The organism is Pseudomonas sp. P4795 (assembly GCF_048822895.1).
Lineage (GTDB): Bacteria > Pseudomonadota > Gammaproteobacteria > Pseudomonadales > Pseudomonadaceae > Aquipseudomonas.
The window spans coordinates 330,300-356,368 of sequence record NZ_JBMFBT010000001.1 but is presented as its reverse complement, the minus strand read 5'-3'; the positions used below and the strand labels follow the sequence as shown (position 1 = coordinate 356,368).

The 26,069-nt window shown below is 59.4% G+C and carries 22 protein-coding genes; 9 read left to right on the top strand and 13 right to left on the bottom strand.

The window, feature by feature from the left end:
• Positions 1 to 130: 130 nt before the first annotated feature.
• The 3 genes from ACOI8A_RS01505 (at position 131) to ACOI8A_RS01495 (ending at position 1,046) form a co-directional block, all read left to right on the top strand.
• Complete coding sequence (locus ACOI8A_RS01505; RefSeq protein ID WP_420649723.1) at positions 131 to 310, top strand: hypothetical protein; 180 nt, start codon at positions 131 to 133, stop codon at positions 308 to 310.
• Between the two features lie 269 nt (positions 311 to 579).
• Positions 580 to 792, top strand: a complete 213-nt coding sequence (locus ACOI8A_RS01500; RefSeq protein WP_420649724.1) for a hypothetical protein — start codon at positions 580 to 582, stop codon at positions 790 to 792.
• Positions 789 to 1,046, top strand: a complete 258-nt coding sequence (locus ACOI8A_RS01495) for a hypothetical protein (protein WP_420649725.1) — start codon at positions 789 to 791, stop codon at positions 1,044 to 1,046. The genes ACOI8A_RS01500 and ACOI8A_RS01495 overlap by 4 nt, the downstream gene beginning before the upstream one ends.
• A gap of 1 nt (position 1,047) precedes the next feature.
• On the opposite strand, the gene ACOI8A_RS01490 is transcribed toward ACOI8A_RS01495, so the two are convergent.
• Genes ACOI8A_RS01490 through ACOI8A_RS01480 form a run of 3 tightly spaced genes read right to left on the bottom strand, consistent with a single transcriptional unit; the run spans position 1,048 to position 6,523 of the window.
• A complete protein-coding gene (locus ACOI8A_RS01490; RefSeq protein ID WP_420649726.1) occupies positions 1,048 to 1,644 on the bottom strand; it encodes a glutathione S-transferase in 597 nt (198 codons plus the stop codon).
• On the bottom strand, positions 1,641 to 5,282 hold the full coding sequence (locus ACOI8A_RS01485; RefSeq protein WP_420649727.1) for an AAA family ATPase: 3,642 nt from the start codon (positions 5,280 to 5,282) through the stop codon (positions 1,641 to 1,643). The genes ACOI8A_RS01490 and ACOI8A_RS01485 overlap by 4 nt, the downstream gene beginning before the upstream one ends.
• Positions 5,279 to 6,523, bottom strand: a complete 1,245-nt coding sequence (locus ACOI8A_RS01480) for an exonuclease SbcCD subunit D C-terminal domain-containing protein (protein ID WP_420649728.1) — start codon at positions 6,521 to 6,523, stop codon at positions 5,279 to 5,281. The genes ACOI8A_RS01485 and ACOI8A_RS01480 overlap by 4 nt, the downstream gene beginning before the upstream one ends.
• Positions 6,524 to 6,774: 251 nt before the next feature.
• Here ACOI8A_RS01480 and ACOI8A_RS01475 point away from each other — a divergent pair, with 251 nt between their 5' ends.
• The 4 genes from ACOI8A_RS01475 to ACOI8A_RS01460 all read left to right on the top strand — a co-directional run bounded on the left by ACOI8A_RS01475 (position 6,775) and on the right by ACOI8A_RS01460 (position 8,763).
• Complete coding sequence (locus ACOI8A_RS01475; RefSeq protein WP_420649729.1) at positions 6,775 to 7,191, top strand: hypothetical protein; 417 nt, start codon at positions 6,775 to 6,777, stop codon at positions 7,189 to 7,191.
• A gap of 51 nt (positions 7,192 to 7,242) precedes the next feature.
• Positions 7,243 to 7,590, top strand: a complete 348-nt coding sequence (locus tag ACOI8A_RS01470; protein ID WP_420649730.1) for a hypothetical protein — start codon at positions 7,243 to 7,245, stop codon at positions 7,588 to 7,590.
• Positions 7,591 to 8,110: 520 nt separating this feature from the next.
• Positions 8,111 to 8,314 (top strand): hypothetical protein, encoded by a 204-nt coding sequence (locus ACOI8A_RS01465; RefSeq protein WP_420649731.1) that lies wholly within the window; start codon positions 8,111 to 8,113, stop codon positions 8,312 to 8,314.
• Positions 8,311 to 8,763 carry a hypothetical protein gene (locus tag ACOI8A_RS01460; protein ID WP_420649732.1) on the top strand — a complete coding sequence of 151 codons (453 nt, stop codon included), beginning with the start codon at positions 8,311 to 8,313 and terminating at the stop codon, positions 8,761 to 8,763. The genes ACOI8A_RS01465 and ACOI8A_RS01460 overlap by 4 nt, the downstream gene beginning before the upstream one ends.
• Before the next feature lie 190 nt (positions 8,764 to 8,953).
• On the opposite strand, the gene ACOI8A_RS01455 is transcribed toward ACOI8A_RS01460, so the two are convergent.
• The 7 genes from ACOI8A_RS01455 to ACOI8A_RS01425 all read right to left on the bottom strand — a co-directional run bounded on the left by ACOI8A_RS01455 (position 8,954) and on the right by ACOI8A_RS01425 (position 16,445).
• Positions 8,954 to 10,597 carry a BatD family protein gene (locus ACOI8A_RS01455; protein ID WP_420649733.1) on the bottom strand — a complete coding sequence of 548 codons (1,644 nt, stop codon included), beginning with the start codon at positions 10,595 to 10,597 and terminating at the stop codon, positions 8,954 to 8,956.
• Entirely contained in the window at positions 10,594 to 12,330 is a 1,737-nt protein-coding gene (locus ACOI8A_RS01450; protein WP_420649734.1) for a tetratricopeptide repeat protein, read from the bottom strand. The genes ACOI8A_RS01455 and ACOI8A_RS01450 overlap by 4 nt, the downstream gene beginning before the upstream one ends.
• A complete protein-coding gene (locus ACOI8A_RS01445) occupies positions 12,327 to 13,406 on the bottom strand; it encodes a vWA domain-containing protein (protein ID WP_420649735.1) in 1,080 nt (359 codons plus the stop codon). Before ACOI8A_RS01445 ends, ACOI8A_RS01450 begins: the two co-directional genes overlap by 4 nt.
• A complete protein-coding gene (locus ACOI8A_RS01440) occupies positions 13,399 to 13,896 on the bottom strand; it encodes a DUF4381 domain-containing protein (protein WP_420651248.1) in 498 nt (165 codons plus the stop codon). The genes ACOI8A_RS01445 and ACOI8A_RS01440 overlap by 8 nt, the downstream gene beginning before the upstream one ends.
• Entirely contained in the window at positions 13,893 to 14,837 is a 945-nt protein-coding gene (locus ACOI8A_RS01435) for a DUF58 domain-containing protein (protein WP_420649737.1), read from the bottom strand. The genes ACOI8A_RS01440 and ACOI8A_RS01435 overlap by 4 nt, the downstream gene beginning before the upstream one ends.
• 5 nt (positions 14,838 to 14,842) lie before the next feature.
• Positions 14,843 to 15,802: an AAA family ATPase gene (locus tag ACOI8A_RS01430; protein WP_007913915.1), complete on the bottom strand. Its 960-nt coding sequence runs from the start codon at positions 15,800 to 15,802 to the stop codon at positions 14,843 to 14,845.
• 289 nt (positions 15,803 to 16,091) lie between these two features.
• Positions 16,092 to 16,445 (bottom strand): hypothetical protein, encoded by a 354-nt coding sequence (locus tag ACOI8A_RS01425; protein WP_420649738.1) that lies wholly within the window; start codon positions 16,443 to 16,445, stop codon positions 16,092 to 16,094.
• Between the two features lie 328 nt (positions 16,446 to 16,773).
• Here ACOI8A_RS01425 and ACOI8A_RS01420 point away from each other — a divergent pair, with 328 nt between their 5' ends.
• Together ACOI8A_RS01420 and ACOI8A_RS01415 are read left to right on the top strand one after the other, a co-directional pair.
• On the top strand, positions 16,774 to 18,159 hold the full coding sequence (locus tag ACOI8A_RS01420) for a hypothetical protein (protein WP_420649739.1): 1,386 nt from the start codon (positions 16,774 to 16,776) through the stop codon (positions 18,157 to 18,159).
• Positions 18,160 to 18,619: 460 nt separating this feature from the next.
• Positions 18,620 to 23,512: an NAD-glutamate dehydrogenase gene (locus ACOI8A_RS01415; protein ID WP_420649740.1), complete on the top strand. Its 4,893-nt coding sequence runs from the start codon at positions 18,620 to 18,622 to the stop codon at positions 23,510 to 23,512.
• Between the two features lie 84 nt (positions 23,513 to 23,596).
• Here the strand turns inward: ACOI8A_RS01415 and ACOI8A_RS01410 are convergent, their stop codons facing one another.
• The 3 genes from ACOI8A_RS01410 to ACOI8A_RS01400 form a co-directional block, all read right to left on the bottom strand.
• Complete coding sequence (locus ACOI8A_RS01410; RefSeq protein ID WP_420649741.1) at positions 23,597 to 23,998, bottom strand: cupin domain-containing protein; 402 nt, start codon at positions 23,996 to 23,998, stop codon at positions 23,597 to 23,599.
• Positions 23,999 to 24,188: 190 nt separating this feature from the next.
• Positions 24,189 to 24,482: a putative quinol monooxygenase gene (locus tag ACOI8A_RS01405; RefSeq protein WP_420649742.1), complete on the bottom strand. Its 294-nt coding sequence runs from the start codon at positions 24,480 to 24,482 to the stop codon at positions 24,189 to 24,191.
• A gap of 123 nt (positions 24,483 to 24,605) precedes the next feature.
• Positions 24,606 to 26,039 carry a PLP-dependent aminotransferase family protein gene (locus tag ACOI8A_RS01400; RefSeq protein WP_420649743.1) on the bottom strand — a complete coding sequence of 478 codons (1,434 nt, stop codon included), beginning with the start codon at positions 26,037 to 26,039 and terminating at the stop codon, positions 24,606 to 24,608.
• Between the last annotated feature and the right edge of the window lie 30 nt (positions 26,040 to 26,069).

The following is a 26,069-nucleotide window of genomic DNA, read 5'->3' as shown; positions in this document are numbered from 1 at the left end:
GCGTCTTTGTATTAATCGCGCTGATAACAGCTAATGCTACAAAAGATTTCAAGCGAGCAACCCTCGAGCGTTAAGTTGGCTTCACCGCCCAACCGGGCAAGCAAGCCAACCGAACACGAGGGTTACCGCCATGAACTTCAATCTCTTCTCGATCATCGCCGCATCCGCCATCTCCGCCACCGTTGCGTTGCCAGCCAGCGCCAACGCTGAAATCAGCGACAAAAAATCCCACGCCCAGAGCTACACCCAGAAATACCTGCAACAGAGCGCCAACTTCTACGCGGCGCTGGATCACAAAATCCAACACTGAAATTCTTTCGCAGAACTCCTGATCCCTGTAGGAGCTGCCGAAGGCTGCGATCTTTTGATCTTGTTTTTTAAGAGCAAAATCAAAAGATCGCAGCCTGTGGCAGCTCCTACACGTATGGGTTTTGCGCATAGATAGGTTTTGTTTAAGGGCGGAATAGACCGGCTTAATGATCAATCAGGCTGATGGTTACTATGGAAATCGCTGAGTGGTTAGCCGGGTTTTTTTGATCGATTCTGTGGACCTCGAAACATGTCCACGGAGCACAGATCATGGCCCATGCAATCATCACTTCTGCCAAACGCGGCGCCTACCTGGCCATCGGTCTGTACCTGGTCATGGTGCTGTTCGTCAGCTTCGCATCGCAGTCGCAACACAGCTTTGACGCGCCGATCGAGGTCGCACATCCCGGCATCCAGTTCGAACACCGCTCGCAAAATGCAGCGGTGGACGGTGCTGAACTCGCAGGAGTCGCCGGGGCATGAAAGGCTACAGATTATGGGTCATCGCCGGTCTGGCGTTCATGACCAATGGTGCATCGCTGTTGGGCATCGGTCAGGGCTCGGTCGGCTCACTGGCCCGGACGATAGAAGCCAACCACAGCATTGCGCATAACATCGAACGGGTTAATACGCTGGGATTGCTGGCCGGCAATCCACCGATCAAAACCCCAGCCAGTTTCCTCGGCCCGTTCGAAGTCGATTGCTCGGCACTCGGCATGTGCGCCGTCCTCGCCTGAATCATTTTTTCATGATGGATGTGAAGAGGCCGGACTGGAGAAAACGTTCAAGCCAGGCCTGCAAGCGAACATACGGCGTCTGCGCAAACCACTCGCGATCAACATGGGCGAACTGGCGCACGAATGGCAGCAGTGCGATATCCGCCAGACACGCATGGTCAGCCAGCAAGTAATCGCGATCCTTGAGCAACTCATCCAGCTTGGCCAAAAACAACTCACCCTCGCCACGATAAATCTCCATCGGCTGCTCGGGATAACGCTCGGCGTACTTGTAGCGATTCAAATGCACCTTGAACACCTGATCATTACCCTCGATCAGCTTGTCCATCCACAGCGCCCCGAACGAATCATCCTTGAGCAACCAGTCATCCGGATCGTTCTGCGCCAGCGCCCAGCGCATGATTTCCAGACTCTCTTCAATCACCCGACCATCCGCATCCAGCACCGGCACCGTACCCTTGGGCGAGATCGCCAGCATCTCGGCCGGTTTGGCCTTGAGGCTGACCTCGACAATGTCCACGGTCACGCCGGAATAACGCAGCGCCATCCGCGCGCGCATCGCGTACGGGCAGCGGCGGAACGAATACAGCGTATTCATTTCACCTCCAGCGTGCTCAGGCCATTGCCTTGGCGCTGCACCTGAATCTGCACCGGGATCCGTTCGTGCATTTCCTGTACGTGGGAAATCACCGCGACCTTGCGCCCCTGCGCCTGCAAGCCGTCGAGCGCGTCCATCGCCAATTGCAGCGATTCCGGATCGAGACTGCCGAAGCCTTCGTCGATGAACAGCGATTCGATCTTCAGTGTGCTCGACGCCATTGAGGCCAGACCCAGCGCCAGTGCCAGCGACACGAGGAAGGTCTCGCCACCGGACAGCGAATGCACCGAACGCAGTTCGTCGCCCATCTCGGTGTCGAGCACCAGCAGGCCGAGCATGCTGCCACCGCGTTTCAGGCGATAGCGTTTGACCAGTTGGCGCAGTTGCACGTTGGCGTGATGCACCAGCAAATCGAGGTTGTAAGCCTGAGCGATCTTGCGGAAGGTGTCGCCGGTGGCCGAGCCGATCAACGCATTCAGGCGGGCCCAGCGCTGATACTCGGCATAGGCGTCGGCGATCTGTTGCGCCAGCGCCTGATTGGCGTTTTGCCGACGCTGATCCTCGGCCTGCTCGGCGCGCAGCTCGGCGCATTGTTGTTCGCTGATGACGCACTGGTTCTGCAGATCATTCAGTGCGACTGTCAGTTGCTCGGCTTCCAGATTGCCGTTGTGTTGCGCCTGATGCGCGAGCAACTGGCGTTCGCGCTCCTGCACCAGAACCCTGGCCTGTTCGATGGCTTTTTCATTGTTCTGCAAGCGCTGACGCAGCTCGCTGACCTGCGCGTCATCGACCCGCAGCAGTTCTTGAAGGCCGCCGTCATCCAGCTCCGGATGACCGGCCCGCCATTGCGCGATCTTGCTGGCGAGTTCGCCGTGTTCGCTTTCCAGTGCGAGCAAACGTTCCTGCTGCGCCTCAAGCTCGGCAGCTATTTTCACCCGTTGAGTGCTTACGCTCTGTAGCTCTTGAACCGTGCCAGCCTCGGTAGTGCGCGCGGTTTCCACAGCCTGTTCAAGCTGTTGTTGCCAGTGTTCAGCGCTGCGGTGTTCGCCGAGCAACTGGGCGAGTTTCTGCTGGCTGACTTGTTGCTGTTCGTTGAGTGCCTGGAACTGCTGTTCAGCAGTTTGCAGCTGTTGCACGCGGGACTGCTGGCGGTCTTGCTCTTTTTCCAGCGTCTGCTGACGCTGTTGCTGCTCGGCCAGTTCTTCTCTCTGCTGATCGAGTTGTGCCAGACGCTCGGCAATCTCGCGGTCAAGTTGCATGAAGGTCGCTGCCGGTTCGACGCGTAACGCTGCAAGGGTGTCGGCCGGCAGCAGGCTGGCAAATGCGCTGAGTTCTTCGTCCAGACGCTGACGATCATTACTCAATTGCTGCTGCTGATTGCTCAGGTGTTGAGCCGCTTGCTGGTGCGCAGTTTCGGCCTCGCGCAGCTGTTGCGTCAGGCGCGCGGCGTCCTGTTGCAGGGTGAGGAGGGCGCTCTGGCGCTGCTCGTCCTGGCTGATGCTCTGGTTCAACTGGCTGTTTTGCTGGGTCAGCCAGGCGTCACGTTTTTGCGCATCCTGATTGAACAGTGATGCAGCCAACGGATGCGCTTCAAGACTCGGCGTGAGTGCTTGCTGCTGGCTCGCCAGTTGTTCCTGCTGCTGCAACAGTTCCTTCTGTCGGGCGATCACGCCACCGACTTCAGCACGCAGCTCGGTGAGCTTTTCCTTGAGCTGATCCACCGCGTTCTGCGCGTTGGCCTGTTCGTTTTCATCATGGCGACCGAGGCTTTGCAGTAGCGCTTCGGGCTGATGATACGGATGCTCATGGCTGCCACAGACCGGGCAGGGCTGATCATCCTGCAACTGCGCGCGCAACTCTTCGACACTGGCACTGCGCGCCAGACGCTGACGCTCCAGCAATTCGCGGGTGACGTTGAGCGTTTGCTCGGCGATGGTCAGCTCGGCTTTGGACTTGACCCCGTCCTGGGTCAGGCGCTCGCGTTCTTCCTGTGCCGCGAGTTGCCGCTGTTGCAGCTCGGCGTTGCGCTGATCCAACTCCTGCTGAGTGGCCCACAGCCGCGACAGGTCTTCGATGGCACGCAGGTGTTTGCGGTTGTCCTGCAACAATCCGCCGAGCATGCCGATCTGTTCGGCGACAGCGTTCGGCTCGGCTCCGGCTTCCTTGAACAGGACTTCCAGTTGCTGCTTCTGCGTAGCGAATTCTTCGGCGCTGCGCGTGGCGGTTGCTTCTAGCGTCGCCAGTTCACCCTGGCCGTTGTTCAAGCGATTGCCGATCAGCATTAACTGCTGCAAACGGTCGCGATAAGCGTTCCACGCATCGCTCAGTGGTGCCAGATGCAGACTTTGCTCAAGCTCGACGGCGATGCGCTGCAAGCGCTCGCCGACTTCAACCTGCTTGTGTTGCATTGCTTGAATCGCACTTTGGCCTTGGGTGCAGGCCTGTTGCGCATTCTGTTGGGCTTCGCCACTTTGTGCGGCGTCTTTGATCAGACGGGCGAGGGTGCTTTGCTCGTCGAACGCCTGGCGCACCAGCGGGGCACTTTCGGCTTGCTGTTTTTGCGCTTCGCTGAGGGCGACTTGAGCGGCGGCGAGGTTCAGATCGAGCTGCGTCTGACGCTCGCTCAACTCAGCGTGTTGCTGGGTATGCGTGGCAATCTGCGCAGCCAGTGGCGTCAGCAGCGCATCGATTTGCGCTTTGCGCGCAAACTGATGCCGTTGCGGCGCGAGTTGTTCCAGGCGCGTGAGCTTCAGGCGTTCGCCGACCAGGCTGTCACGCTCCAGTTCAGCGCTTTGCAGTTGCTCGGCGGCAGCCTGTTGCGCGTCCTGTAGCAGGCGCAAATCCTTCAGCCAGGTGTGTTGCTGCTCAAGCTGCTTGAGCTGCGCCTGCTGCACTTTGAGTTGCTGCTGAGCGGCGTTGAAGCGCTCGTCGAGTTCGGCGCGGGCTTCGGCGGTCAGCGGCGTGACGCCAGTGGCCTGATCCTGCAACAGCTTGTGCGCTTCGCGGGCCTCTTTGGCCTTGTCGAACGCGCGACGGCCGAGGCGAGTGTAAAGCGCGGTGTCGGTGAGTTTTTCCAGCAGTTCGCTGCGGTCGTTGTCGTCAGCCTTGAGGAAGGCGCTGAACTCGCTTTGCGCGAGCAAAACGGCACGGGTGAACTGTTCGAAATTCAGCCCCAGCGCCGCTTCGAGTTGCGCCTTGTACTCGCCTTTCTGACTGGCCAGCAGTTGATCCTGATCGATGTCACGCAGGCTTTGCCGACTGGCTTGCAACTTGCCACCGGCCTTCTCGCGCGCGCGATTGGCCTCCCAGCGCGCCCGGTAACGCCGACCATTTACACCAACAAAATCGACTTCCGCGTAGCCTTCACCGGTGCCGCGCCGCAGCAGGGTGCGCGGGTCGCCAGTGGCGATTTCACCGTCGGCGTCCGGCACTTTGGCGTCACGGCTGGTGTTATTCAGGCGCGGCACCGTGCCGAACAGCGCCAGACACAGCGCATCGAGCAAGGTACTTTTGCCGGCGCCGGTCGGACCGGTGATTGCGAACAGGCCGGCGCTGGCCAACGGTTCAGCGGTGAAATCGATGTCGAACGGGCCGGCCAGCGAGGCGAGGTTCTTCAAACGAATGGCGAGAATTTTCATGGTTGCTCGTCCTCCATCTGCACGTCTTGCAGCAGTTCGGCGAAGTCCTTGAGCGTCTGTTCATCGACCTCGCTGCCGTAGTTGTCGAGCCAGGCGCGGCTGAACAATTCCTGCGGCGAGAGCTGATCGAGCTCAATCAACGCGCTGCCATCCTCCGCACCATCCGGGCCACCGTTACCGGCGTACTCGGCAGCGATGCGCACCAGACGCACGGCTTTGCCTTGCAACGCACCTTCGATTTGATGGCGCAGATCCGGCTGCGGCTCGTCGAGCGTCACGCGCACTTCCAGCCACGGTTGGCGCTGGGTTTCAGCCAGCAGGTCGATGTTCGGCAGATCTGCCAGTTGCAACAGAATTTCTGCCAGCGGCATCGGGCCGATGCGTTGCAGATTGACCGCGCGCGGGATCAGTTTCGGTTCGACGCTGACCAGGGTTTCGCCGTCGAGCAAGACGTCAAGAATTTGATGCTGATAGCCAATCTCGGAGAACGACAGCGGAATCGGCGAGCCGCTGTAGCGAATGCGTTCTTCGCCGTTAACCTTCTGCGGTTTGTGCAAGTGGCCGAGAGCGACGTAACTGATACTCGGCCCGAACAGGCTGGCGGGCAGCGCCTCGGCGTTGCCAATGATCAGGCTGCGCTCCGAGTCTTCCGAAACCGAACCGCCAGCCATGTGCGCATGGCTGATGGCAATCAACGCCTGACCCGGCTTGCGCTTGGCGTTGGCGGCTTCGATCAGCCATTCATGTACCTGACCGATGCCACGCAGGTAGTTGTCGCCCAAGTGCGCGCCGGTCACTTCGGCGGGCCGCAGGAACGGCAGCGCCAGGCACCACGCGGCGATCTCGCCTTGTGCATTCGGCAGCGGCAGCAGCAGGCGTTCGGCATCCAGTTGCCCGTCATCCAGCCACAGCACCCGGCCCAGCGCGTGCGTGCGCAAACGCCGCATCAATGGCGCGGGCAGTTCGATGCGCGAGCCGGAATCGTGGTTGCCGGCGATCATCACGATGGTCAGCAACGGCTGCTGCTCGTGGGCGCTGACGATGAAGTTGTACAGCGCTTCCTGGGCTTTGACCGGTGGATTGACCGTGTCGAAGATGTCGCCGGCAATCAGCAGCACATCCGGCTGCGCCAGTTTCAGTTGGCCCAGCAGCCATTCGAGAAAGCACGCATGCTCGAAATCGCGCTCCTGGCCGTGCAGGTTTTGCCCAAGGTGCCAGTCGGAAGTGTGAAACAGACGCAAGGCGGACTCCGTAACAGAAAGAGGTGATGGCCGCAGATGGAGAGGGCGGTGAAAGAGGGGGAGAGTTTACTGGCAATCGGGTCAGGTTGCCCGAAGGGGATGAAAATCAAAAGATCGCAGCCTGCGGCAGCTCCTACAGGGGAAATGTATTCCAGATTGTAGGCGCTGCCGCAGGCTTTCGTCACAGGATAGATCGCATCAAGAACAACGGGTTACCCTGTTGACGGGCCATAAAGAAATCAAGGTAAAAAATGCAACTTATATTTTATTACGCCAGCGGAGGAATTCATCCTCAGTTGCAACGGCCTGTTTTTTACGCTTCGGCAGCGGTGCTTCCGAATCAGGAGGGTGGAGATCGATATGATCTCTACGCATGCAGCGTTCTTATCGCAATCGCTCAAACCCCCGCCAGTTGTGATCGCCTTATGAAGGCCATTGCGTCTGTTGAGGCAGGTGCCGATACTTCCATAGTGGAAGGTGGAAACGATGTGCTGCTGAACATTGATGCGTCAGGTATACAGGTCGATATTTTAGCCAATGACGAATGGGTGGGGCAGCCGGATAGTCGATTCACGCTACAAGAGTGGCGCAAGATTCTGGATAAATGGAAGTACCTTTTAGGGCTGCCGAAGGACTCGGAAGACGTAATCCTGCTGACGTTGCCCTAGCGGAGTTGGGGGCAGATGCCAGGTTGATGAAGAACATACGAGGCATAACCATTGAGTAATATCCAAGCGCTGAATGCATTTTTGCGCGAGTACGTCTATGTGGAAGCCCTTCATCTGGACTCAGAGGATGGGCTTTCCAGTTACAATTTATTGATGACACTGGCGGAGTCTTCGCTTCCTGGGGCAAAGAATATAACCATCGTTTTTTACAACGTAGGTGGTTTGAAAATACGGGAATTTGGTGGCGGCTTGACGCAGTTCATGGATCTTTGCGTGTCGAGGGTTGAGGGCGGACTGGACCGTATTCGGTACGAGCTGGTTGATGAGGAAGACGAAAAAATAGCCTTTGACTTTCACACCTTCAACTTGCTGAGCGACGATCAGGACAGCATCGAATAAGGGGGGCGCGCCGGCAGGCTGCTATGTACCAAGTGATCTTGGAAGGTGTTCCACCAGACTACGTCCACGGTTGGCAGCTCGATCGAGCCGCTGCGACTTGGGCACCAGCGCCCCGCGTTCTTCCCGACTGGAAGTAAATAGTTATGCCTAAATTTGCTTGTGTTTGCGGCCATGTAATCAATCTGTCTCATGGTACGTCTGAGTCTGAATTCTCTCTGGTTTCCGAACGAAAAATAGATGAAATTGGAAATGCGCTCTCAACTCATTCGCTATCAGGTGAGGAGTTTTACGAAATGATCGACGGAGGTGCAGTTGCGGTTTATCGGTGCCCGAAATGCGATCGACTACATGTGGATCAAGGTGAGGGCGAGTTTTCGTCCTATATAAGAGAAGTAAGCTAGTACGTTAACTTTGAATTACCTCCGAAGCCGAACGTCTGTTGAATCATGTGCTGATATATGACGTTTTCTCGCATTGCACGGATAAAGTTTCGGATAGCATTTTTTTACAGGTTTGTAATGTGATCGAATTGGCTTGGCGAATGGTACTGAAGGAGAAATTTCCGGAGAAATCATTCTGTGTCGAAGCGGAAAACTCAGAGCAGAATTATGGTCCGGTGATTACGTTTTATCAGGTTGGTCGATGGTTGGGTATTTTTGAATCGGGTAGAAAAATAGATCTGTCCCATTTACTTTCGCCTGCTTTTGAATGGAGAGGTGCATGAGTTTTGACATACTGCTGGAATCTGACCCCTGTGATCATTTCGGTGTTCAGGCATTGCGCGGGCTGTTGAGACTTGGGGGCGTACAAGAAAGCTTCTTCTCGCCAGTGTCCTATTGGGGAAGGCGCGGATATTTAGGTAGTTGGTACGCATCACTCTGCGTGGGTCTTGAAAAAAGACAGCACTCGGTCTTGGTAACTTCGATGCTTGATCCAGAGAGCTCGAATTTTCTGATGGTATGGGTTTTGTATTATGTAGGTGAGTTCGCCCACATCCAAAACCACGTTGTTTTTCTAGATGAAGTTGGTGACGGTTTTGACGTGAGTGATGTTAATTCTTACGTTGGGCCGCGCGAAGTAGAGGACGAAGATGGCGATAAAATTTCAGAATGGATTGTGCCGTTGGCCGACGTCGTTGAGTTCAAAGACCGTTTGAAGGCGGAGTGGAGCTAAATCCACGCGGCTCGTTTCGACGCAGCAACTCGATTTCCCCGGCTCATACCGAACACGCTCAGCCGCTAAAAGATCGCAGCCTGCGGCAGCTCCTACAGATCCGGGTCTACACCGTAATTACGGGGTGAACACCGACCATAATGTAGGAGCTGCCGCAGGCTCGGGCCGCGATCGGACGATCTTTTGATCTTTACTTCGGATAAAGCGGCGGCAACCCGCTGTCACCCACCGGATCCTGTACCCGCTCCGCCGCCGGTATCGCACGAATCGCCCGCCATAAATCTTCGCCTTGCCAATGCTGGCCGGTTTCGCTGTAGAGCGCACCGTTGAGGCCATCCAGCGCATCCGACAGCGGCACAAACCGCGCCGCCATATCCGCCAGCGTTTCCGGCTGCTGCCGCGCCCAGGCATCCAGCGCCTGCCGCGTTGCGTGCGGGTCGTTGGCCTGACTGGCACGCTTGATGTCGTCCATCAATGTGCGGGGGCTGGGGCCGGTTTGCGCGGCGCGCAAAATCGCCGGTTGCCAGCGCGCGCGCCACCACAGGCCGAAGCCGAGCAGGGTAGTGCAGGCCAGCACGAACGTGCTGAGTTTCCACCACCACAGCGCTTCACTGTCGGCGCCGCCGGCCATTTGCTGGTTACCGGCCGGGGTGTCGACTTGCATGCTCGGATTGTTCAGCACTTGCAGGGTGCGCGCCGGCAGGCTGCTGTGTTCCAGGTGATCTTCGAAAGTGTTCCACCAGACCACGTCCACCGTCGGCAGCTCGATGGCGCCGCTGCGATTCGGCACCAGCGCTTCACGTTCCTCGCGACTGCCGATCAGGCCACGCTCGCTGTTTTGATTGGTCAGCACCGGTTGATCCGGGTAGCGGCGCAAACCGTTGGCCTCGGTCGCGGGCAGCGGCGGTAATTGTGAGCTGGCCTGGCCTTCGACCCTGAGCGTCAGGCTGCGGGTCAGGGAGTCGCCGACTTGCGTGTGGTCCGGTTCCGGGCTCCAGCTCTCGCTCAGGCTCAAGCTGCGCGCCGGTAGCCACGGCGCATCACTCGGATAAGTCATCGGTTTGGGTTTGACCGTCAGCGGAATCTCCACCGAGCTGATGCGCATCAGCTTGCCCGGTTTCGGCCCTTGCGCCGCCGTAGCGTCCTGCGACGGCTGGGCGTCGACCAGTGTGGCGCTGAAGGTTTGCGGCGCGATAGTCAGCAGACCGCTGTGTTGCGGGTAGATCGCGTAGCGCATCTCGATCACGCCGTGACGCACACCGTTGATGTCTTTCTCATAGGTGCGCATCTCGCCCAGCTGTTCGATGCGCGCATCGGCGATCTGCAACGGGGTCAAGCTGCTGTCGTCATACAGCGACACCGAATGGTAGATGCGCAGGGTCAGAATCACCTGGGCCTGCACATACACGCTGGACTGATCGAGACTGGCCTCGATGAACACCGGGTCCTGCGCATTTTTGTCTTCGCGGGTGTCGCTTTCAACTACTTGCACTGTGATCGGCTGAGTTTGCGTTTCACCCAGTTGCAGCGACGGGATGACCACGCTGCCGTTCTGCTTGGGCAGCAGGGTGATGATCCAGCGCGTGGTCGCACGGTTGGCGCCATTAAGCGTGTTGAGTTGGTTGACCTGACGGGTGCCACGCACTTCGAACTGTGCCTCCAGCGGTGCCAGATCCGGTTTGCCGAACTGCGTGACATCGTTGGATTCGAGGGTCAGCTCGACCGTCTCGCCGGAGTTCAGGCGACTGCGATCCACACTGGCTGTCAGCTCGGCCGCGTGGGCAGAGGCTGTGCAGATCAGCAGTGGCAGCAAGAGGGCGGTGAAGCGGGTCATCGAGTGTTTTCCTGATCCTGATGTTGTTGCTGTTCGTACCAGAACTTGCGTCGCAGCAGTTCGCCCGGATCGTCCGGGATCTTGCCCAGCCATTGCTCCAGTGCCTGGCGTTGCTCGCCGGCGAGGTTGTCCTCGCTCGGGTGCAGCGTCGGCGGGGTGCTTTGTTGTTCGCCTGGCTCGCTTTCCGGCAACTGGTTGGCTCCCGGCAGTGGCGGAGCAGTTGGCGGCGGTTCGGTGGCCGAATCGCCCGGTTGAACCTCGCCTGAGGTTTCATTTGTACCTGCCGGCGGTGGAGTATTTGCCGGCGGTGTGTCACCACCCGGAGCGGTCTGCTGATCGGTCTTGTTATCCGGTTCGGCCGGAGGCGGAACATTTTTCAGCTTGAGCAGATTTTCCACCAGCGCCTTGTTGGTCAACGCCGGGCGCAGATCAGGCTGACGCTCCAGTGCCTGTTCATAGGCATCCAGCGCCGCGTCCAGCTCACCGCTTTTGGCCAAAGCATTGCCACGATTGTAGTGGGCGTGAGCGTCATTGCCTTCGGCGAAGCGCTGAGCGGCGCCACTGTAGTCGCCGGCCTCGTACAGCGCCACCCCTTGCCACTGCGGATCTTCGAAATGTTGCGCTGCCTCGGCCGGACGTTTCTGTTTGAGCAGGTGCAAACCTTGCTGGTCGGGGCGCAGCCACAGATCCTCGAAATCAAACGCGTAGCTCGGCTGTGGCAGGCAAAACAACAGCGGCAGACAGAACAACCAGCCACGGCGACCGGCGCAAGCCGCCAGCAGTAACAGCGGCAACAGCAGCCAGTAACCCTGATCGGCCCAAGTGTCGAGACGTAGCGTCTGGCCATCGTTGCGCAGGCTGCGCGGACCGTCGAGCAGGCCGAGTTCGCCCAGATCGGACTCATCGAGACGAGCAATCCGATACTCGCCGCCCACTGCATTTACAAAGCTGTTGAGCGCGGCGCTGTCGAGTTGGGGCACGCGGATCGCGCCTTGTTCATCCTTGAGGAAACTGCCGTCCTCCTGCGCAATCGGCGCACCTTCGGCGGTACCGACGCCGAGCATCAGCAACTGCGCCGATTGCCCGCCCAGTGCGTGGCGAATGCCTTGGCGTTCCTGTTCCGACAGCGACGAGCCGATCAGCAGAATCCGGCCCTGGCCCAGCGCACCTTGTTCTAGCAACGCCAAGGCCTTGCTCACCCCCAGATCAGCGCGATGGCCGCTTTCCGGCATCAGCGAAGGCTTCAACGCGTCGAGCAAGTTGCGACTGGTCGCCAGATCATCCGACAGCGGCACCAGCGTATGAGCGCTGCCGGCGTAAACCACGATTGCGGTTTGCGCATCGCTGCGCACCTGCAGCAGATCGAACAGCTTGCGCCGCGCCTGTTCCAGACGCGTTGGCGGCGAGTCGGTAGCGAGCATTTCCGGGGTCAGCTCCAGCACGACGACTAGCGGGTCAGCAGGTTTCTGACTGATCTGCTCGACGCGCTCCCAGCTCGGCCCGAGCAACGCCAGAATCGTCAGCAGCCACGCCACGCCAAGCGCAACCCACGGCAGTTTGCTGTCGCGACCGCTGCCACCACTGAGTAGCGTGGCGTGGAATGCCGGGGGCAAAATCATCTGCCAGCGCCCGGCACGTTTCTGCCGATGCCACAGCAACCAGATCATCCAGCCGAGCAATGGCAAAAGCAGCAACCACCAAGGGCGAAACCAGTGCGGCCATAGCGCGATCATCGGCGCCTCCGTAAACGCAGGCGCTTGAGCCTTTCACGCCAGTCAGGCAGAGGGCTTTGCAGAAACAGTTCCTTGGTAAACAGGCGTTGCAGCGGATTGTCCGGCCACAATTCGCGTGCGACCAGCAGCATGCTCAACCACAGCGCCAGTGCCAGCGGCCAGTGATACAGAGCTTGGGCCGGGCGGGCCTGGGTCGGTTGCTGAGTCACCGGCTCGAGTTGATCGAGGGTGTCCTTGATTGCTTGCAGTTCCTTGGCGTCACGGGCGCGGAAGTAGCGCCCGCCCGTGGCCTCGGCGATGGCTTCAAGTGCCGGTTCGTCGAGATCCAGCGTCGGGTTGGCGCCGAGCAGGGCGGTAGCGCCGCTTTCTGCCGGATCGGCGCCAATGCCGATCGGATAGATTTTCACCCCTTCACTGGCGGCCAATCGCGCAGCGGTCAGCGGGTCGATTTCGCCGCCATTGTTGGCGCCGTCGGTGACCAGAATCAGCACCCGGCTCTGCGCCGGACGCATGCGTAAACGCTTCAGTGCCAAGCCGATGGCATCGCCAATCGCGGTGTTCTTGCCGGCGATACCGATGCGCGCTTCGTCGAGCCAGACCCGCACCGTGCGCCGGTCAAAGGTCAGCGGCGCTTGCAGATACGCCTGGCTGCCAAACAGGATCAATCCAACCCGATCACCCTCGCGACTTTCGAGGAAATCGCCGAGCAGATGCTGGACCAGCGTCAGGCGGCTGACGTCTTCGTCCTTCCACTGCATGTCGGGGAAATCCATCGAGCCGGACACGTCCACTGCCACCAAAAGATCACGGCCACTGGCGGCAATCGGCAGCGGTTCGCCAAGCCACTGCGGGCGCGCGGCAGATATCAGCAGCAACAGCCAGAGCAGCATGAACGGCGCCTGTTGCCGCCACGCCGGCAGATTGGCCCGGGCGCGGCGGCGGGCCAGGCCTTCGAGGTCGGCGAGGAAGCTGACTTTCAGCGCCGGTTCGCCGCTGTCGGCCACCGGCAGCACGAGGCGCATCACCCACGGCAATGGCAGCAGCAGAAACATCCACGGCCAGGCAAATTCAAACATGCTTTCGAATCCACGTATCGACCGCTTGGGTCAGGCCGGCGATGGCCTTGTCATCGAGTTTGCACTCGGGCTTGTACGCGCCCTCGACCAGCACCATCCAGCGCGTCAGGCCAGCGGCGGGGCAGCGGTTGTCGAGAAACGCCAGCCACTTGCGGCCATTCAGGGTATGGCTCTGGCTGTACGGATAGTGGTTGCGACACAGGCGCTTGAGCAGCCCGTTGAGCTGCTGCAACCAGGCGCCGGCCGGTGCGCCGTCGTAGGGCTTGGGCATTTGCGCGAGTTCAGCGAGAGCGGCGACGCGCAACGGGTCCAGCGGGATTTCGGCGCGCACGATCGGGCGCTTCTTGATCGGAATGAAACGACGCAGGCGCCACAGCACCAAACCGATTATCGGCACCAGCAAAAGCAGCAACCACCAGCCCGGCGCCGGCGGCCAGAAGGCAATCGGTGGCGGTGAGATCAGCGGTTGCAGCTTTTCGAGGTCGTTCATCGACCTTTCCCCGGGCGCTGCGGATTGAGGAACTCGCGCAGTTGCTCGACCATTTCGCTCTGGGTACTCAGCGGCATCAGCAGCACCCGCAGTTTCTGCGCGAGCAATTCCCAGCGGGCGATGCGTGCTTCGGCTTGCGCGCGGTAGGTCTGGCGCAGTTCGAAATTCAGGGTGTCGATTTCCAGTTGCGCGCCGCGTTCGGCGAATCTCAACAGTCCTGCGGCGGGCAGGGCGTGATCCAGTGGATCGGACAGCGGCAACAGCAGCAGGTCGCAATGCCGTGACAGCAAACTGAGTTGTTGCTCGGCGCTGTCGGACAGTGCGCGCTCGTCGCAAATCACAATCGCCAGACTGCCCGGGCGCAGCACTTCGCGCGCACGCCTCAGCGCCACGCCAAAGGCATCGCGATCCGGCTCGCGCTCGGTGTGCAGCGATTGATTGACCTTGACCAAGCGGTTGAGCAGTTGCAGCAAGCTTTGTTTGCTGCGCCGTGGCTTGATCTCGTAGTGCTCATTGTCGCCGAATACCAGCCCGCCGACCCGGTCGTTATGACCCAGCGCAGCCCAGCCGATCAGCGCCGCCGCCTGCGCCGCGAGTACCGATTTGAACATCAGGCCGGAGCCGAAAAACAGCCGTCGGCTCTGTTCGACCATGATGAAAATCGGCCGCTCGCGTTCCTCATGGAACAGCTTGGTGTGCGGCTCTTGAGTACGCGCAGTCACGCGCCAGTCGATGGTGCGCACGTCGTCGCCGGCCTGATACACGCGGACTTGATCGAAGTCGACGCCACGCCCGCGAAATTTCGAGTGATGCAGGCCGATCAGCGGGCTGCGCTGGCTCGGCGTGGAAAACAGCTGTACTTCGCGCACCCGGTGGCGCATTTCGATCAGGTCGGCGAGAGTTGCGCGTACGCCGGGTTCGGAAGGCAGGGAGGCGTTCATCGGGGTCAAGCGACGGCTACGACGTCGAGAATCCGCTGCACCACGCGATCCTGATCGATACCGGCCGCTTCGGCCTCAAACGACAGGATGATGCGATGGCGCAACACGTCGAACAGCACCGCTTGAATATCTTCCGGGCTGACGAAGTCGCGACCCGCCAGCCAGGCGTGGGCGCGGGCGCAACGGTCGAGGGCAATCGAGCCGCGCGGGCTGGCGCCGTAGGCGATCCACTCGGCCATTTCCGGGTCGAACTTGGCCGGGTTGCGCGTGGCCATGACCAGTTGCACCAGGTATTCCTCCACGGCGTCAGCCATGTACAGACCAAGGATTTCCTTGCGTGCGGCGAAGATCGCCTGCTGACTGACCCGACGTTCAGGTTTGGTCTCGCCGTTCAGCGCTTCGCCACGGGCCTGCTGCAGGATGCGCCGTTCGACGGCGGCGTCGGGGAAGCCAATCTTGACGTGCATCAGGAAACGGTCGAGCTGCGCTTCCGGCAGCGGGTAAGTGCCTTCCTGCTCGATCGGGTTCTGCGTGGCCATCACCAGGAACAGCGGCGAAAGCTCATAAGTGCTGCGGCCGACGCTGACCTGACGCTCGGCCATGGCTTCAAGCAATGCCGATTGCACCTTGGCCGGGGCACGGTTGATTTCGTCCGCCAGCACCAGATTGTGGAAGATCGGGCCTTGCTGGAACACGAAGCTGCCGGTTTCCGGACGATAGATCTCGGTGCCGGTGATGTCTGCCGGCAGCAGGTCGGGCGTGAACTGGATGCGATGGAACTGGGCTTCGATGCCCTCGGCGAGTTCTTTGATCGCTTTGGTCTTGGCCAGCCCCGGCGCGCCCTCGACCAGCATGTGGCCGTCGGCGAGCAGGGCGATGAGCAAACGCTCGATGAGTTTTTCCTGGCCGAGAATCTGCGTTGAAAGAAAGGTTCGCAGCGCGAGCAGCGCTTCACGATGTTCCATCGATGACTGTTCCTGGAAAAGGTCGCCACGGGTGTTCGAATAACCCGGGGGCTGGGGGCGTTACTTTAATCCATCGCGGGGGGTGGCGACTAACGGCATTTTGCGCAAAGTGCGGGAAATGACTGGGGGAAATGTTGGAATTTTGTAGGCGGGGGAGTGTTGAGGTAGCAGTTATGGCCTCATCGCTGGCAAGCCAGCTCCCACAGTGTCCGTGGTGAACACAGATTTTGTGTATACCCCAGAACCTGTGGGAGCTGGCTTGCCAGCGATTGGGCCGGTGCAGACACCCTCAAATCTGGCTAATGAAAGTGCCAGTGCCATCCAGAATATTCTTCAAGGTCAGCTCGACTTCAGCCAGGTCGACCATGTTCGCGTCGTAGGTGATTTCCAGCACATCATCGCCATTGAGCACATCGGCATCAGCAGCAGCGATTTCAATCTTCAGCAGCGTCGGGGTCAGCGTGACTTTCACACCATCCAGCGTCGAAGGCTCGCCATCCAGCGTGATCTCCAGCTCATCCTCGTCCGGGTAGCGGCTCATCAGAAACATTTCGCCCTTGTCGCTGTGGCAGCAGAGCATGGCCATGTTGTCTTCTTCGTCGTCGCACGGGTTGACGATCAAAAGGGCGGTGGTCATTTGCATGGGGGAATTCCTCGCCGAGGGGCGCTTCAGGTGCAGCAAAAAAATGCGATTTTGCCAGCCTGCGCGGATTTCTGCTGCTGCATCTTCAACTGCAGTTCTCGTACGCCGGTCTTGAAAGCCGCTTCGATGAATAAAACAGGAACCTGCCTTAGTCGGATTCCGCTGGCCGGGAGTGAAGTGTCCGACGACTTAGTAGGATGTTTTCCCTATACCGAAATATCCGACGTTTCACCGATTTTCGCTTGTGATAGGCGCGTTTATTCCATTAGTTTTGCCATTCGAGCGCAAAGGAGTGCGTATGAAAAACTGAAAAAAGGATCCCGTTCACATGAATCAATACTTCGAATGGCCGGAAGAAATTCGGCACTTGTCCGCAGAGCAGATCGAACAGATTTATCAGCGATACCTGGACGGCGAGAAAAGTGCCGACCTGATGGCGGAATTCAAGATTCCGGCGACAGTTCGCAGTTTGCTCAAGGTTTTGCCGCCGATTGTCAGTAAAGACCTTGTCTGTCCTTATTGCTCGGTTCCGATGTGGGTGCGCCGGCATGCCAAAGGCACCCCGGCATCGCGGCGCAACTCGTTCAAATGCGTGCGCTGCGAGCACCGTTACTTCACCCCCGGACTGCACGCGCGGATCGCAGTTTGCAACTGCAACGCCTGCGCAAGGATTCTCCAGCAGCAAATCGCCGCCCGGGCCGAGCGTGATCGTCTAGAGTTGCAGGCGCGGTACGGCGTGCCTTGTCCGCCCGTGCCGTTCACCAACCTGGGACTCGTTCAGAAGCTTACATTGCTCGCGCTGCTCGACGACGGCACCAAAGTCGAGTGGATCGCGCCTTTGGCGGCGCAGTCCCGGAGTGAATGTCTGGCGCCGACTGATGGTGCCAGCGAAGAGCTAGTCAAAGCGCTGTATGACGCCGGGGTGTTGCTGGTCGCACCCGAATCGGACATCAAAGCGTTCGACCGAACCAATGCATGTTGCATCAGCGATTATTCGGCAGTGAGCTGGCGGCCCAATGTTGCGTTGGCATCCGGACTGCGCAGTGAGCGCAACAGTCTGTACCTGGCGTTGTACCAGGAGTTATCGGGTTACGTGCAGCCAGCGTGGAAGAGTGAACTCTACGGCTTGATTTTCGATCTGGCCCGGGATGAGTCGATTCAGTACGTCCGTGTTCTGGCGAATGAAGTGGGTCTGCCGTTCACAGCTGAGGCGAGCGGCGAGTCGGTGGTGGGGAAATTATTGCAGGACTTTTCCGTGAGCCAAGTCTATTACTTCGCCCGATTGGCCGTGAAGAACGCCACGCATTTCTTCGCCACCGGCAATTCCAAGGGCCGCAGCCACGCGTCCAACACCATTCCCGGCAACATGCTCGGAACATCGCGGGATGCACTGAAACGCGAGTGGCGCAAAAATGCCCATCCCGATTCGCGAGTGCCGCAATCGGCGCTGCATCGGTTGTTGTATGACGTGGTGCTCAAAGACAGTGGCGCAGGATTCTCCAAGTCCCCCGGAATGTATTGGCGCGACGAGTTGGTGCCGCAGTTTTTCTCGCGCGCAGCGTTTGAGGGCAATCTGGACGGCATTCGCTTGTTTTGCCGGGAGTGCGATTCGAGCAACATTGACGCCAGCATGGACAAGCTGATCCTGCGCACGATGTGTTACGACTGTTCCACGGTGAGCAAATTTCGGGCGTTCGAGGAGTTGCCTGATTGATCCGTTGCGTCCATGGGCGATTGATCGACCATGGACGCGGGCAAATTCGGGCGTTGCGGTCGAAATGTTTTTTCTGGCACGACGGTTCCGCAAATCCGACCGTCAATCGCCCAATTTCCCACACCAATGCTAGTGTTGTGCGATGCATCGCGCGTTGTTTGCGTGCCCGTGAACGAATATGTCGCAGCACCGCAAGCAGACACATTGTCGCAGTCGTTAAGCTGCGCAACGGATGAGCACCTGCAAAGGCATTGTCGCTGGCCCGGTTACGGCGCCCGGCAGTCGCTTTTGCAGATGCCCATTCACGGAGGTGAATGTGACCTGAGTGTCTCGTCCAGCTTCACCCACCTGTCATCCTGTTTCCTCTGCCCGAGATTCAGGAACAGGCTGACGGATCGCCCCGAAAGGGGTTTTGCACGCGACGCTTCCATCAATAACAAGCCCAAGCGGAGTACCACAGATGGCGTTCTTCACCGCAGCCAGCAAAGCCGACTTCCAGCACCAACTGCAAGCGGCACTGGCGCAGCACATCAGTGAACAGGCACTGCCACAAGTGGCGCTGTTCGCTGAACAATTCTTCGGCATCATTTCCCTGGACGAGCTGACTCAACGTCGCCTCTCCGACCTCGCTGGCTGTACTCTTTCTGCGTGGCGCCTGCTTGAGCGCTTCGATCACGCGCAACCGCAAGTGCGCGTCTACAACCCTGATTACGAACGCCACGGCTGGCAGTCGACCCACACCGCGGTCGAAGTGCTGCACCACGACCTGCCATTTCTGGTCGACTCGGTACGCACCGAGCTGAACCGCCGCGGCTACAGCATCCACACCTTGCAGACCACCGTGCTCAGCGTACGCCGTGGCAGCAAGGGCGAGTTGCTGGAAGTGCTGCCGAAGGGCACTCAGGGCGACGGCATTCTGCAAGAGTCGTTGATGTACCTGGAAATCGACCGCTGCGCCAATGCGGCCGAGCTGAACGTGCTGTCCAAGGAGCTGGAACAGGTACTCGGTGAAGTCCGCGTTGCGGTCGCCGATTTCGAGCCGATGAAGGCCAAGGTGCAGGAGATCCTCACCAAGCTCGATAACAGCCAGTTCGCCGTCGATGCCGACGAGAAGACCGAAATCAAGAGTTTCCTGGAATGGCTGGTGGGCAACCACTTCACCTTCCTCGGCTACGAAGAGTTCACCGTTACCGATGAAGCCGATGGCGGCCACATTCAGTACGACCAGAACTCGTTCCTCGGCCTGACCAAACTGCTGCGCACCGGCCTGACCTACGATGACCTGCGCATCGAAGACTACGCCGTCAACTACCTGCGCGAACCGACCCTGCTGTCGTTCGCCAAGGCTGCGCACCCGAGCCGTGTCCACCGTCCGGCTTACCCTGACTACGTGTCGATCCGTGAAATCGACGCCGACGGCAAGGTCATCAAAGAACACCGTTTCATGGGCCTGTACACCTCGTCGGTGTATGGCGAGAGCGTGCGGGTCATCCCGTTCATCCGTCGCAAGGTCGAAGAAATCGAACGCCGCTCCGGCTTCCAGTCCAAGGCTCACCTGGGCAAGGAACTGGCGCAGGTACTTGAAGTACTGCCGCGTGACGACCTGTTCCAGACTCCGGTCGACGAACTGTTCAGCACCGTGATGTCGATCGTGCAGATCCAGGAACGCAACAAGATTCGCGTGTTCCTGCGCAAAGACCCGTACGGTCGTTTCTGCTACTGCCTGGCCTACGTGCCGCGCGATATCTATTCCACCGAAGTTCGCCAGAAAATCCAGCAAGTGCTGATGGAGCGCCTGAAGGCTTCCGACTGCGAATTCTGGACCTTCTTCTCCGAGTCGGTACTGGCGCGCGTGCAGCTGATTCTGCGGGTCGATCCGAAGAATCGTCTGGACATCGATCCGCTGCAACTGGAAAAAGAAGTGGTGCAGGCCTGCCGCAGCTGGCAGGACGACTACGCCGCACTGACCGTGGAAAACTTCGGCGAAGCCAGCGGCACCAACGTGCTGGCTGACTTCCCGAAAGGCTTCCCGGCCGGCTACCGCGAGCGGTTTGCTGCGCATTCGGCCGTGGTCGACATGCAGCACCTGCTGAGCCTGAACGACAAGAACCAGCTGGTGATGAGCTTCTATCAGCCACTGGGTCAGGTCTCCGGTCAGCGCGAATTGCACTGCAAGCTGTACCACGCCGACACGCCGCTGGCGCTGTCCGACGTGTTGCCAATTCTGGAAAACCTCGGTCTGCGCGTACTGGGTGAATTCCCGTACCGCCTGCGCCACAACAATGGCCGCGAGTTCTGGATTCACGATTTCGCGTTCACGGCTGCCGAAGGTCTGGAACTCGACATCCAGCAACTCAACGACACCCTGCAAGATGCGTTTGTGCACATCGTGCGTGGCGATGCCGAGAACGATGCGTTCAACCGTCTGGTGCTGACTGCCGGTCTGCCTTGGCGCGACGTGGCGTTGCTGCGTGCTTACGCGCGTTACATGAAGCAGATCCGTCTGGGCTTCGATCTGGGCTATATCGCCAGCACCCTGAACAACCACACCGATATCGCTCGCGAACTGACCCGGTTGTTCAAGACCCGCTTCTATCTGGCGCGCAAGCTGTCCGGTGATGATCTGGACGACAAGCAACAGCGTCTGGAACAGGCGATCGTGACCGCACTGGACGACGTTCAGGTGCTCAACGAAGACCGCATCCTGCGTCGCTACCTTGACCTGATCAAGGCGACCCTGCGCACCAACTTCTACCAGACCGATGCCAACGGCCAGAACAAGTCGTACTTCAGCTTCAAGTTCAATCCGCACTTGATTCCTGAACTGCCGAAGCCGGTTCCGAAGTTCGAAATCTTCGTCTACTCGCCCCGCGTTGAAGGCGTGCACCTGCGCTTCGGTAATGTTGCGCGTGGTGGTCTGCGCTGGTCCGACCGTGAAGAAGACTACCGCACCGAAGTGTTGGGCCTGGTAAAAGCCCAGCAAGTGAAAAACTCGGTGATCGTGCCAGTCGGTGCGAAGGGCGGCTTCCTGCCACGTCGTCTGCCATTGGGCGGCGGGCGTGACGAGATCGCGGCCGAGGGCATCGCCTGCTACCGCATCTTCATTTCGGGCCTGTTGGACATTACCGACAACCTGAAAGACGGCGCACTGGTGCCGCCGGCCAACGTTGTGCGTCATGACGACGATGACCCGTACCTGGTCGTTGCCGCGGACAAGGGCACTGCGACCTTCTCCGATATCGCCAACGGCATCGCCATCGACTACGGCTTCTGGCTGGGTGACGCGTTCGCGTCTGGTGGTTCGGCTGGTTATGACCACAAGAAAATGGGCATTACCGCCAAAGGCGCGTGGGTTGGCGTACAACGTCACTTCCGCGAGCGCGGCATCAATGTTCAGGAAGACAGCATCACTGTAGTTGGCGTCGGCGACATGGCCGGTGACGTGTTCGGTAACGGTCTGTTGATGTCCGACAAGCTGAAACTGGTCGCTGCTTTCAACCACCTGCACATCTTCATCGATCCAAACCCGGAAGCTGCCAACAGCTTCGCCGAGCGTCAGCGTCTGTTCGATCTGCCGCGTTCGGCGTGGTCGGATTACGACACCAGCATCATGTCCGAAGGTGGCGGCATCTTCTCGCGTAGCGCGAAAAGCATCGCCATCTCGCCTCAGATGAAAGAGCGCTTCGACATTCAGGCTGACAAGCTGACCCCGACCGAACTGCTGAATGCCTTGCTCAAGGCGCCGGTGGACCTGTTGTGGAACGGCGGTATCGGCACCTACGTCAAAGCCAGCAGCGAAAGCCACGCCGATGTCGGCGACAAGGCCAACGATGCACTGCGCGTGAACGGCAACGAACTGCGCTGCAAAGTAGTGGGCGAGGGCGGTAACCTCGGCATGACTCAACTGGGTCGTGTGGAATTCGGTCTGAATGGCGGTGGTTCCAACACTGACTTCATCGACAACGCCGGTGGCGTGGACTGCTCCGACCACGAAGTGAACATCAAGATCCTGCTCAACGAAGTCGTGCAGGCCGGCGACATGACCGACAAGCAACGCAACCAGTTGCTGGCGAGCATGACCGACGAAGTCGGTGGTCTGGTGCTGGGCAACAACTATAAGCAGACTCAAGCGCTGTCACTGGCGGCTCGTCGCGCATTGCCGCGGATCGCTGAATACAAGCGTCTGATGAACGATCTGGAAGGCCGCGGCAAGCTGGATCGCGCCATCGAGTTCCTGCCGAACGAAGAAGCGCTCAACGAACGCATTGCCGAAGGCCATGGCCTGACCCGTGCCGAGTTGTCGGTGCTGATTTCGTACAGCAAGATCGACCTCAAAGAGCAGCTGTTGAGCTCGCAGGTGCCGGACGATGACTACCTGACCCGCGACATGGAAACGGCGTTCCCGCCGTCTCTGGTCAGCAAGTTCTCCGAAGCCATGCGTCGTCACCGCCTGAAGCGCGAGATCGTCAGCACCCAGATCGCCAACGATCTGGTCAACCACATGGGCATCACCTTCGTGCAGCGACTCAAAGAGTCGACCGGCATGAGCCCGGCGAACGTGGCTGGCGCTTACGTGATTGTGCGTGACATCTTCCATCTCCCGCACTGGTTCCGTCAGATCGAAGCCCTGGATTACCAGGTTTCCGCTGACGTGCAACTGGAGCTGATGGATGAGCTGATGCGTCTGGGTCGTCGCGCTACACGCTGGTTCCTGCGTGCCCGCCGCAACGAGCAGAATGCTGCTCGTGATGTCGCGCATTTCGGTCCGCAACTGAAGGACCTGGGCCTCAAGCTCGACGAACTGCTCAACGGCGAAATCCGCGAAACCTGGCAGGCGCGTTATCAGGCGTACGTCGAAGCCGGTGTGCCGGAGTTGCTGGCGCGCATGGTGGCTGGCACCACGCACCTGTACACCCTGCTGCCGATCATCGAAGCGTCGGATGTTACCGGCCAGAACCCGGCAGACGTGGCCAAGGCCTACTTCGCCGTGGGCAGTGCGCTGGACATCACCTGGTACCTGCAACAGATCAGCGCTCTGCCGGTTGAAAACAACTGGCAGGCACTGGCCCGTGAAGCGTTCCGCGATGACGTCGACTGGCAGCAACGCGCGATCACCATCTCCGTCCTGCAACAGGGCGACGGTACGCTGGACGTGGAAACCCGTCTGGCACAGTGGATGGCACTGCACGAGGGCATGATTGCCCGCTGGCGCGCCATGCTGGTGGAAATCCGTGCTGCGAGCGGTACGGATTACGCCATGTATGCGGTGGCTAACCGTGAGCTGCTGGATCTGGCTTTGAGCGGGCAAGCCGTGGTGCCTGTCACCGCTGCTGCGGAGCTTGAAACTGCTTAAGCAAGCCGTGAAATGAAAAACCCCTGTATCGAAAGATGCAGGGGTTTTTTTATGTCGGCTCGTCTCGCGTTGGGGATATCGCGATCAGTTTTTCAGCGGAATCAGCACCTGTTCATCGGGCGAGAGCACCATGAATACCAGCAACTTGGCAGGCTTGTTCTTGCTGGCGTTTTTCGACACCAGATGCTCGGAGCCGGCCAGTTCGTACCAGAACTGGCCCTTTTTGTAGGTGACTGCCTGTTCGCCTTTGACCTGGGAAATCACTTCGCCCTCCTGCACATAAGCCATGGCCGTGCCTTCGTGTTTATGGGCGATGGACGACTGGCCAGGCTTGTAGTCGACTTCGATCATCATGGCTTTTTTGCCGGGGACGTTTTTCAGCGGCTGATCTTGCAGGATCGAGACTTTTTCCGAGGCGTCGTGGGCCACGGCGGAAAAGGAAATGCTGAGGGCGAGTGCGGCGGCGAAGCAGTGCAGGATTTTCATGGCGGATTACCTGTGAAGTGGGGGAGTCGGTAATCACAGTAGTCCGCGGGTCGGGGTATTCAAACGGCCAATATTCGGGAAGATCGGGTGACCAATTGCGGGCATTAAGATCAAAAGATCGCAGCCTTCGGCAGCTCCTACACAGATCAATGTAGGAGCTGCCGAAGGCTGCGATCTTTTGACCTTGTTTTTAAACGATTGGAAAAGAGTTGAAATCCACACTATTGGCCAAGCGGCTATCAATCAGGTCGATAAACCCCTGCGCTTCCGGGCGATTGAAATGCGCCTGCATCGCCGCTTCCGACTGCCAGTGCGCGCTGACCGTCCAGCGGTGGCTGTCCTCGGGGCAGCGGTCGACCATGTAGGAATCGCAACCCGGCGTCTGGCGCAGGGTGTCGACGATGCGCTGCAACTGCTTGCCAAGCTCTTCGGAACGGCCGGCCGCAGCCTGCACCTGCACGGTGTTGATCACTTCGTTGGACATTGCTCACACTCCTGAATCAGGCCGGACGAATCCTGCTCATTGAGGGATAACGCCTGTGCAGAATAGGCCTGCGCCCCTCGATCACCAATAACCAATCGGCGGTTAATCGGTTAGGCCAATCTATCAGGCGACTTGTTGCAGAATGTCGCGCAGACGATCCAGCGCGATGTCGATGTCGAGGGTTTCGATGGCGCCGAAGCCGAAGTACAGCCCGCTACGAGCCGGTTGCTGATGATAGAACGTGTCGATGGAATACAGCCCGACCTCGACCTTTTTCGCCAGCTCGATCACCAGCGGCAAGTCAATCGGCACCCGGCAATACACCGCCATGTGGAACCCGGCGCTGGCCGGCACCGCTTCCAGCCATGGCGCCAGATCGCTGGCCATGCGCGCCAGAATCCGCTCGCGGCGCTGGGCGTAAATAGTGTGGCAACGGCGGATGTGCTTGAGCAGACAGCCCTCGGCAATGAATTTGGCCAGCGCCCATTGCGGCAAAGTCGAGGCGTGCAGATCGCTCAGTTGCTTGGCGCGAATCACCGCTTCGAGGATCGCCGGCGGCAGGATTGCGTAACCCAGGCGCAGCTCCGGCAACAGGGTTTTCGAGAAGGTGCCGACGTAGGCGACGAGGCCGCGCTGATCGAGATTGTGCAGTGAGTCAGTCGGGCGGCCCTCGTAGCGAAACTCGCTGTCGTAGTCGTCTTCGATGACAATCGCGCCCAGCTCATGCGCGCGCTCCAGCAACGCCTCGCGCCGCGCCTGACTCATCGGCATGCCTAACGGAAACTGATGCGACGGCGTTACATAAATCAGACGGGTGCCATCGGGAATATGCTCTACCTGCGTGCCCTCGGCGTCCACTGGCACGCCGACTACCGTGGCGCCGTGCGTGCCGAACAACAGGCGCGCGGGCGGATAGCCGGGATCTTCCATCGCCACCAGACTGCCGGGGCGCAACAGTACGCGGCTGATCAGATCCAGCGCCTGCTGCGCGCCGTTGCACACGACGATGTCTTCGTCCTGGCAGTTCACCCCGCGAGAAAACGCGATGTGCCGCGCGATTGCATTGCGCAGTGACGGCAAGCCTTCGGCAAAACTGTAGAAGCCCTTGGACGCCGCTATCTGTCGCAGCGCGTGAGAGACACAACGGCGCCAGTCATCGTGGGGAAACTGGCCCTTGCTGGTGGCGCCGCCAATGAAGTCGTAACGCAGCGAACCCTCAAGCGTCGGGTGGCGCAGGAACACCGGCAGATTGCGCCAGCTCTCGATCACCTCGGCTGCGGCCAGCTCGGAATGACTTTGCTTGCGCTGGACGGTCGCGGGCCGTGCATTGACGTAGGTGCCTTTGCCGATCACGCCGGTGAGGAAGTTTTCGTAGGTCAGTAGCGCGTAGGTGTCGGAAATGGTCTTGCGCGAGATCCCCAGTTGCTCTGCAAGCAAGCGGCTCGGCGGCAACTGGGTGCCAGCCGCCAAGCGCCCGGATTCAATGGCACCGCGCAGTTGTTGATACAACTGACCGGCCAGGTCCTTGCGGCCGTTGATCACGACGTGAAGTTCCATATCGACGGGGCGCTCCGGGCAATTGAGGTG